We start from the raw sequence: 8,437 nt of genomic DNA, 5'->3' as shown, positions 1-8,437 counted from the left end.
CCGCCGATGAAACCGCCCGAAGCCGGAAGCGGATGACCGCATTGCCGTCCGGCGTCCCTGCCGGAAAAATCCGCGAACCGGAGCGGCGGGCCGGGCGAAACCACCTCTCCCGCGTGTTCCGGCTCCATCCGGTCATGCTGCCGTTTTTGCTGGCGATCATCGCGACGGGGAACGTCTCGGTGTACGCGGTCATCCTCGGGTCGCTCCTCGTCCATGAAGGCGGCCATCTGCTGGCGGCGCGCCTCGTGCGCGCGCCGGTCCGGTCATGTACGGTCATGCCGTACGGCGGGGAGATCGACATCCCCCTGTTTTCTCGCCTGCCGAAACGGGACAGGCTTTTCATCGTTTCAGGCGGACCGGCGGCGACCGCCGTCCTGCTTCTCCTTGCCGTCGCCGTGCCGGTGCCCGGACAGCCGCTGCTCATCACTGCGCAGGTCGTCCTGCTCTCTCTCAATCTGCTGCCGCTGCTGCCGCTCGACGGGGGACGGGCGCTCGACATTCTATTGCCCGAAATCAAACACCGGCTCATCCTCGCGTCGGTCATCGTCGCCGGCGCCGCGGGGACCGCCGCTCTCCTTTACCTTCCCGGCTCCGCGCCGTACCTGTTCCTGTCCCTCTTCCTCATGCTCCAGAACATCCGCCACTGGCGCTTCCGGAAATACGAGCAGGCCGCCGAGCGCGTCCGCCGGAAATAAACTATCGGCCTGTCCATTGACCGGGCCTGCCTTCTGTGGTAATATTCTTATGTTGGTTTGTAGCGCACCCGTGCTACAACCGCACCGACAAGGCTTAAGCATCCGCAAGGGTCGCCTTGGAGGGCGAGTCTTAGTCCAAGAGGAGGTGCAGGGATGTACGCAATTATTGAAACAGGCGGCAAGCAAGTGAAAGTTGAAGCGGGCCAGGAGATCTACATCGAAAAGCTCGCAGGTGACGTTGACGAAACGATCACATTCGACAAAGTATTGTTCGTCGGCGGAGACGACGTGAAAGTCGGCGCTCCATACGTAGAAGGCGCAACCGTAACAGGGAAGATCGCCAAACACGGCCGCGGCAAGAAAATCGTTGTATTCAAATACAAGCGCCGTAAAAACTACCGTAAGAAACAAGGCCACCGTCAACCGTACACGAAAATCGTCATCGACGGCATCAACCTGTAAGGGGCGGCCGTGATTGAAGTGATCGTGAATGAAACCTCCGGCGGCCGGATCGCCTCGTTTGAGATGTCCGGCCATGCGGATTTCGCGGAGCACGGAAAGGATCTTGTCTGTGCGGCGGCTTCGGCCGTGTCGTTCGGCGCTGTGAATTCGGTGTTTGAACTGACCGGGACCGAGCCCGGCGTGGAGCAGGGGGCGGACGGCGGCTGGCTGGCCGTCACCTTCCCCGAATCCGAAGACGACGATGCCGTCCAGCTCATCATGAGATCGATGGTGGTTTCATTGCAGACGATTGAACGGGACTATGGTGAACATATCCGAGTAACAATCAACCGATAGGAGGTGGACTTAATGCTACGTTTGGATCTCCAGTTTTTCGCATCCAAAAAAGGGGTAGGTTCCACGAAGAACGGCCGTGACTCCGAAGCGAAGCGCCTTGGCGCGAAGCGCGCGGACGGCCAGTTCGTTTCCGGCGGCTCCATCCTGTACCGCCAGCGCGGGACGAAAATCCACCCGGGCGAGAACGTTGGCCGCGGCGGTGACGATACCCTCTTCGCGAAAGTCGACGGCGTCGTGCGCTTCGAGCGCTACGGCCGCGACAAGAAAAAAGTGAGCGTATACCCTGCTGCGCAAGAAGCGTAACAGCGGAACGGCGGGCTGCATGGCGACATGCGGCCCGTTTTTTTTATTTCCTCCGCTAACGGCGATTTTCTCCGGAAGGACGTTGAAAAAGGCGGGGGCGGGAATGGTATACTGTACGTATGGGATGAACACGATCAAAAGGACGGGAGAGTTGCGGATGGACGGCAGACTGACGGCCCAGGAAATGCTGAAGCACGCCCGGCATGATTATATGAACGCACTGCATCTGATCCGGATGCAGCTGGATCTCGGCATGGAAGACAGTGTCCGCGAGACGATCGACTCGGCAGTGGAGCGGGGGCGCCGGGAATCGATGCTCGGCAGCCTCGGCATGCCGCTCACCGAAAGTTGGCTCCTGACATTTGGCTGGCGGTTTCCGGAGTATGAGCTGGAGCTCTCAGTGGATATCAGGCAGCCGGGGGAGCCCGCGGCGGACAGGCAGGTTGAGCGTTTTCTCGAAGAATTGTTCGACCGGCTCTCGGACGGGCTCAGTCCGTATGCCGAGTACCGGGCGGATATCCGGGTGGAAACGAATGAAAACGGCTGGATGGTCGGATTCTCGCTGACGGGACCGTTCGATCTGACGGACGGACTGCCGGAAAGACAGGAAGATACGCCGTTCCGCTTCACTCATGAAGCAATGGAAGACGGTTTGGAATTGATAGTTGCAGGAAGGAAGGTGGATCGCTGATGTTTGTCGATCACGTGAAGATCTATGTTAAAGGCGGGGACGGAGGCGACGGAATGGTCGCTTTCCGCCGCGAGAAATATGTACCGGACGGCGGTCCGGCGGGCGGAGACGGGGGCCATGGCGCCGACGTTATTTTCGAAGTGGATGAAGGCCTCCGGACATTGATGGATTTCCGCTACCAGAAGCACTTCAAGGCGCCGCGCGGAGAGCACGGCATGAGCAAAGGCAAACACGGGAAAAATGCCCAGCATATGACGGTCAAGGTTCCTCCGGGCACCGTCGTCACCGAAGCCGAGAGCGGCCGGGTCATCGCGGACCTGACGGAAAACGGACAGCGTGCCGTCATCGCAAAAGGCGGGCGGGGCGGCCGGGGCAACATCCGGTTTGCGACGCCGGCCAACCCGGCGCCGGAAATCTCGGAAAAGGGCGAACCGGGCCATGAGATGGAAATCGTCCTGGAACTGAAAGTGCTCGCCGATGTCGGGCTCGTCGGCTTCCCGAGCGTCGGAAAATCGACTTTATTGTCCGTTGTGTCGGCGGCGAAGCCGAAGATCGGCGATTACCACTTCACGACAATCGTCCCGAACCTCGGCGTCGTGGACACCGGCGACGGACGCAGCTTCGTCATGGCGGATCTTCCGGGGCTGATCGAAGGGGCGCATGAAGGCGTCGGGCTCGGGCACCAGTTCCTGCGCCACATCGAACGGACGCGGGTCATCGTCCATGTGATCGACATGTCGGGCATGGAAGGCCGCGATCCGTACGAAGATTATGTGACGATCAATGAAGAGCTCGGCCAATACAATCTCCGGCTCACCGAACGGCCGCAGGTCGTCGTGGCCAACAAGATGGACATGCCGGAATCCGAGATCAACCTGGCGGAATTCAAGGAGCAGATCCCCGAAGACGTCCGCATATTCCCGATTTCCGCCGTCACCCGGCAGGGGCTGTCGGAACTGCTTTATGCAATTGCCGATCTGCTCGATGAGACGCCGGAATTCCCGCTCCACGATCCGGCCGAAGTGGAGGAATCCCGCCACGTGCTGTACAAGTTCGAAGGCGAGAAGGAAGACTTCACGATCACCCGCGATGACGACGGCGTCTACGTCGTGCGCGGTGCAGGCGTCGAGCGTTTGTTCAAGATGACCGATTTCAGCCGCGACGAATCCGTCCGCCGCTTTGCCCGCCAGCTCCGCGGACTGGGCGTGGACGATGCGCTCCGGCAGCGCGGCGTCCAGAACGGGGATGCGGTCCGCATCATGGACTTTGAATTTGAATTCGTGGAATAAGAAAATGCCATGCCCGGCCGCCCCGAGAAATCTCCGGTGGCCGGCGGGCATTTTTGTGCCGCGGAAGGAGTGCTGAGTCTCGTGAAAGATGTTTCGGAAGAAAGCTATTTTCTTGTCAGGGAAGATGTATTGACCGAATCGATGCAGAAGACGCTTGAAGCGAAGCGGCTGCTGCAGAACGGGGAAGAATCGACAATCTGGGATGCCGTCAAGCGGGTCGGCCTCTCTCGGAGCGCTTTTTATAAATACCGGGACACGATCTTTCCGTTCCATTCGGTCGTCCAGGAACGGATCCTGACCATTTTCCTGCAGCTTGAGGACCGGGAAGGATCCCTCGCCGAGCTGCTGAAGACCGTGGCGGATGCGAAATGCAATGTGCTCACCATTCATCAGACGATTCCGATCCAGGGGCGCGCAAACGTTACGCTGTCGCTCGACGTGACGGAGATGGCGATGGAGCTGAATGCATTCCTGCAGACGCTGAAGAAGCTGGCATTCGTCGAATCGGCGGACGTCGTCTCATCCGGCGCTTATTAAAAAAAGGGGGAACCAAGATGGAAAAAGAACCAATCCGCGTCGCCTACCTCGGACCGGAGGCTTCATTTACCCACCTGGCCGCGGACGGGATGTTCCACGGGGAATGGCTGATTCCTTTTGCGACCATCCCGGAAGCGATCGAAGCCGTATCGGACGGCCATGCGGACTTCGCGGTCGTCCCGATCGAGAACGCGTTGGAAGGGGCCGTTTCGCTGACAGTGGATTATCTGTACCACGAAGCGGACCTTTACATAACGGCGGAAATCTTGTCGCCGATCGAGCAGAACCTCATGATGCACCCCGAGCAGGCCGCTCGATGGGAAGAAGTCGAATCCATCCATTCGCATCCGCAGGCGCTCGCCCAGTGCCACAAATATCTGCATTACCGGTTCCGGGGCGTCCCGCTCATCCAGATGACCTCGACATCGGGCGCCGCCCGCTTCGTATCGGAAAACCCGGACCAGTGCATCGCCTCGATCGGGAACCGGTTCTCCGCAGAGAAGTACGGCCTGACGATCGTGCAGGACAACATCCACGACTTCCACTTCAACCGGACGCGGTTTGTCGTCCTGTCGAAGAAGGAAGGGGCGCTCGGCATTCCGGGCGGAAACGAATCGCCGAAAACAACGCTCATGATCAACCTGCCGAAAGACAACCGGTCGGGTGCGCTCCATCAGGTGCTCTCGGTCTTTGCCTGGCGGCGGCTCAACCTGACGAAAATCGAGTCCCGGCCGATGAAGACCGGGCTCGGCGACTATTTCTTCATCATGGACATCGACGAAAAGCTTGGTACCCCGATGATGAACGGCGCCATGGAAGAACTCGCCGCGCTCGGCTGNTAAATACCGGGACACGATCTTTCCGTTCCATTCGGTCGTCCAGGAACGGATCCTGACCATTTTCCTGCAGCTTGAGGACCGGGAAGGATCCCTCGCCGAGCTGCTGAAGACCGTGGCGGATGCGAAATGCAATGTGCTCACCATTCATCAGACGATTCCGATCCAGGGGCGCGCAAACGTTACGCTGTCGCTCGACGTGACGGAGATGGCGATGGAGCTGAATGCATTCCTGCAGACGCTGAAGAAGCTGGCATTCGTCGAATCGGCGGACGTCGTCTCATCCGGCGCTTATTAAAAAAAGGGGGAACCAAGATGGAAAAAGAACCAATCCGCGTCGCCTACCTCGGACCGGAGGCTTCATTTACCCACCTGGCCGCGGACGGGATGTTCCACGGGGAATGGCTGATTCCTTTTGCGACCATCCCGGAAGCGATCGAAGCCGTATCGGACGGCCATGCGGACTTCGCGGTCGTCCCGATCGAGAACGCGTTGGAAGGGGCCGTTTCGCTGACAGTGGATTATCTGTACCACGAAGCGGACCTTTACATAACGGCGGAAATCTTGTCGCCGATCGAGCAGAACCTCATGATGCACCCCGAGCAGGCCGCTCGATGGGAAGAAGTCGAATCCATCCATTCGCATCCGCAGGCGCTCGCCCAGTGCCACAAATATCTGCATTACCGGTTCCGGGGCGTCCCGCTCATCCAGATGACCTCGACATCGGGCGCCGCCCGCTTCGTATCGGAAAACCCGGACCAGTGCATCGCCTCGATCGGGAACCGGTTCTCCGCAGAGAAGTACGGCCTGACGATCGTGCAGGACAACATCCACGACTTCCACTTCAACCGGACGCGGTTTGTCGTCCTGTCGAAGAAGGAAGGGGCGCTCGGCATTCCGGGCGGAAACGAATCGCCGAAAACAACGCTCATGATCAACCTGCCGAAAGACAACCGGTCGGGTGCGCTCCATCAGGTGCTCTCGGTCTTTGCCTGGCGGCGGCTCAACCTGACGAAAATCGAGTCCCGGCCGATGAAGACCGGGCTCGGCGACTATTTCTTCATCATGGACATCGACGAAAAGCTTGGTACCCCGATGATGAACGGCGCCATGGAAGAACTCGCCGCGCTCGGCTGCGTCGTAAAACCCCTCGGCACCTACCATACGTACGAAAAGAAACCGGCCCCGCGCGTCATCAGCTGACGTGCAGGACCGGTTTTTTGATTTTGCAATGAAGGCGAGTATGTGGCGGGGAGATTGTGGTGTCCATGCAGATACGTAACGTTTCGGCTTAGATACGCAACGTTTCAGCTCAGATACGCAACGTTTCGGTTCAGATTCATAACGTTACTCCGAATTCCGGCTCCATGCTCCGAATTACGCGGCCATACTCCGAAAATGAGCTCCATACTCCGATTTCATGTGCCATACTCCGAAATTAAGCTCCATGCTCCGAATTTCCACGCCATACTCCGAAAATGAGCTCCATACTCCGATTTCATGTGCCATACTCCGAAATTAAGCTCCATACTCCGATTTCATGTGCCATACTCCGAAAATGAGTCCCATACTCCGAATTTTGCGGCCATACTCCGAAAATGAGCTCCATACTCCGATTTCATGTGCCATACTCCGAAATTAAGCCCCATACTCCGAATTTCCACGCCATACTCCGAAATTGAGCACCCATACTTCAAATTCCAGCGCTCCCAGGTTCGCTTAGCCCGACTCCTCAACCTTCGTCTGTTAAAAATCCCTTTTCCCTCAACGCTTGTTCTGCGCGGTCGAGGATTTCTTCCGTGTCGGCCGTGATTGTATGGAGGTGGGGGCCGCCGGTCAGTTCCAGGAGGTACGGGGAACCGGTTTCTTCGACCCGCTTCAGAAATTCCCCGACGTCGTGCCGGTTGGCGGCCATGATGTTGGCGGTGAGTTCGCCGTAGACGGGATGCTCGACGGTCACGTCCCGCACCGCCGCACCCGCATCGACGATCACAAGCAGCTCTTCTTCTGTTTCGTCCGCCGTATGCGTGCAGGCGATTTTCCGCTCGAACAGAGTCCGGCCGCCAACGCCTGCCGGGCTCCCGGTGTATACGTAACCGGCGCTCGTGGCGACGATCGGTTCGCCGTGGGCCTTCAAGAGGGTGATGTCCCCGACGATCACCTGGCGGCTGACGCCCGTTTCGCGGGCAAGATCGGCGCCTTTCACCGGTCCGTCCGATTTTTTGAGTTTCCCGAGAATGTCCTCCCGGCGCTCATCCCCCTTGCGTTTTTGCACGTTGTCGTTCTCCTTTCGTCATAACAGCATCACCTTGACTCATAGCTTATTTTGAGGATGAACGGCTTCAAAGTCAAAGTTTCGGTGTCATTGCCCATGGTGGGCTCATACGATAGACCGATGGAAGGGGGAAACATGCATGCAAGTGCATATTGTGCAGAAAGGGGACACCCTCTGGAAAATTTCCAGGCAGTACGGGGTGCCCTTCGAGGAAGTGAAGCGGCTGAACGCCCATCTGGCAAATCCCGACTATATCGTTCCCGGGATGAAGATCTTCCTGCCGGAGCATGCGAAGAAGGGGAAGGGCGAGAAGCCGATGGAGCATCCGTACAAGGACGGCAAGCCGAAGAAGCCGACACGGGTGCCGCCGGCCGGGGAAGCACCCGAGCTGAAGCCGGTTGCGCCGCCTCCGCCTCCTGCACCGCCGAAGCAGGAGATGAAGCCCGCGCCGCCCGACATGAAGCCGCCGGCTCCGCCGAAAGCTCCGGACGTCCCGAAGCCGCCGGCCGCGGAGAAACCGCCAAAGCCGCCAAAGCCGCCGGTGCATGAAGTTCCGGAACCGGAAATGCCGGCACCGCAGCCTCAGCCGTATCCGCACCATCATTCACCGTACATGCCGGTCATGCCGATGCCGTTCTGCTGGATGCCGGTGTACGACATGGAGTGCATGCCGATGCATCAGATGCCGATGCCGGAGATGCCGATGCACCCGATGCCGTCCCATGAAACACCGCCTCACCAGCAGCCGTCAGGACAAATGCCCGCTCCGATGGTACCGCCGACGCTGCCGCAGAAACCGCCCGCCGTCCCGCCGATCGGGAATCCGATTGTGAATGCCGAGTCCTCATCGTTCCCGGGCAGTCCGTATCCTCAGACGGGCTGGCATCTGCATGATTCAACATCACACGACTCATCGCTGTTTTATCCGGGCCAGCATGGCGGCGGAGAGGAGATGCACATGCACCACCAGCATGACGAGTCGACATGCGGATGCGGCGGAGGCGGGGGCGCCC

General features: G+C 59.1%; 11 protein-coding genes, 1 pseudogene and 1 other annotated feature. Of the genes and pseudogenes, 11 read left to right on the top strand and 1 reads right to left on the bottom strand.

From position 1 onward, the window contains the following. From BN1189_RS14065 to pheA (BN1189_RS14020), 10 genes and pseudogenes are all read left to right on the top strand, one after another. On the top strand, positions 1–695 hold a 695-nt coding region (locus tag BN1189_RS14065; RefSeq protein ID WP_179860963.1), incomplete at its 5' end, for a hypothetical protein. A gap of 67 nt (positions 696–762) precedes the next feature. After that, positions 763–836, top strand: a sequence feature (ribosomal protein L21 leader region). A 12-nt stretch (positions 837–848) separates the two neighbouring features. After that, positions 849–1,157 (top strand): 50S ribosomal protein L21, encoded by a 309-nt coding sequence (rplU, locus tag BN1189_RS14060; RefSeq protein ID WP_040228939.1) that lies wholly within the window; start codon positions 849–851, stop codon positions 1,155–1,157. A gap of 9 nt (positions 1,158–1,166) precedes the next feature. Continuing rightward, entirely contained in the window at positions 1,167–1,493 is a 327-nt protein-coding gene (locus tag BN1189_RS14055; protein ID WP_040228938.1) for a ribosomal-processing cysteine protease Prp, read from the top strand. 12 nt (positions 1,494–1,505) lie between these two features. After that, positions 1,506–1,796, top strand: a complete 291-nt coding sequence (gene rpmA, locus BN1189_RS14050; RefSeq protein ID WP_040228937.1) for a 50S ribosomal protein L27 — start codon at positions 1,506–1,508, stop codon at positions 1,794–1,796. A gap of 103 nt (positions 1,797–1,899) precedes the next feature. Beyond that, positions 1,900–2,487, top strand: a complete 588-nt coding sequence (locus BN1189_RS14045; RefSeq protein WP_179860962.1) for a Spo0B domain-containing protein — start codon at positions 1,900–1,902, stop codon at positions 2,485–2,487. After that, positions 2,487–3,776 (top strand): GTPase ObgE, encoded by a 1,290-nt coding sequence (gene obgE / locus BN1189_RS14040; protein WP_040228936.1) that lies wholly within the window; start codon positions 2,487–2,489, stop codon positions 3,774–3,776. Before BN1189_RS14045 ends, obgE begins: the two co-directional genes overlap by 1 nt. A gap of 81 nt (positions 3,777–3,857) precedes the next feature. After that, positions 3,858–4,313 carry an ACT domain-containing protein gene (locus BN1189_RS14035; protein ID WP_040228943.1) on the top strand — a complete coding sequence of 152 codons (456 nt, stop codon included), beginning with the start codon at positions 3,858–3,860 and terminating at the stop codon, positions 4,311–4,313. 17 nt (positions 4,314–4,330) lie between these two features. After that, positions 4,331–5,155, top strand: coding sequence for a prephenate dehydratase (pheA, locus tag BN1189_RS14030; RefSeq protein ID WP_052455880.1), 825 nt, complete (start codon positions 4,331–4,333; stop codon positions 5,153–5,155). Continuing rightward, a pseudogene (locus tag BN1189_RS14025) lies at positions 5,154–5,447 on the top strand (ACT domain-containing protein); the annotation flags it as partial. The gene pheA (BN1189_RS14030) and the pseudogene BN1189_RS14025, both read left to right, overlap by 2 nt. A gap of 17 nt (positions 5,448–5,464) precedes the next feature. Beyond that, a complete protein-coding gene (gene pheA, locus BN1189_RS14020; protein ID WP_040228935.1) occupies positions 5,465–6,352 on the top strand; it encodes a prephenate dehydratase in 888 nt (295 codons plus the stop codon). A gap of 529 nt (positions 6,353–6,881) precedes the next feature. On the opposite strand, the gene BN1189_RS14015 is transcribed toward pheA (BN1189_RS14020), so the two are convergent. After that, the gene (locus BN1189_RS14015; RefSeq protein ID WP_040228934.1) at positions 6,882–7,424 is read right to left on the bottom strand and encodes a transcription repressor NadR; all 543 of its coding nucleotides are present in this window, start codon (positions 7,422–7,424) and stop codon (positions 6,882–6,884) included. A gap of 139 nt (positions 7,425–7,563) precedes the next feature. Here BN1189_RS14015 and BN1189_RS16220 point away from each other — a divergent pair. After that, a partial coding sequence (locus tag BN1189_RS16220; RefSeq protein WP_052455879.1) for a LysM peptidoglycan-binding domain-containing protein occupies positions 7,564–8,437 on the top strand: 874 nt, incomplete at its 3' end.

This window comes from Bhargavaea cecembensis (genome assembly GCF_000826125.2).
In the GTDB taxonomy this organism is placed as follows: domain Bacteria; phylum Bacillota; class Bacilli; order Bacillales_A; family Planococcaceae; genus Bhargavaea; species Bhargavaea cecembensis_B.
Note: the sequence above shows the minus strand (reverse complement) of the source record. Positions and strands in the feature narration are given on the sequence as shown.

Coding starts and splice junctions, on each gene's coding strand:
- BN1189_RS14045 (WP_179860962.1), top strand. CDS start 1,900: ATGGTATACTGTACGTATGGGATGAACACGATCAAAAGGACGGGAGAG.
- rpmA (WP_040228937.1), top strand. CDS start 1,506: ATGCTACGTTTGGATCTCCAGTTTTTCGCATCCAAAAAAGGGGTAGGT.
- obgE (WP_040228936.1), top strand. CDS start 2,487: ATGTTTGTCGATCACGTGAAGATCTATGTTAAAGGCGGGGACGGAGGC.
- pheA (WP_040228935.1), top strand. CDS start 5,465: ATGGAAAAAGAACCAATCCGCGTCGCCTACCTCGGACCGGAGGCTTCA.
- rplU (WP_040228939.1), top strand. CDS start 849: ATGTACGCAATTATTGAAACAGGCGGCAAGCAAGTGAAAGTTGAAGCG.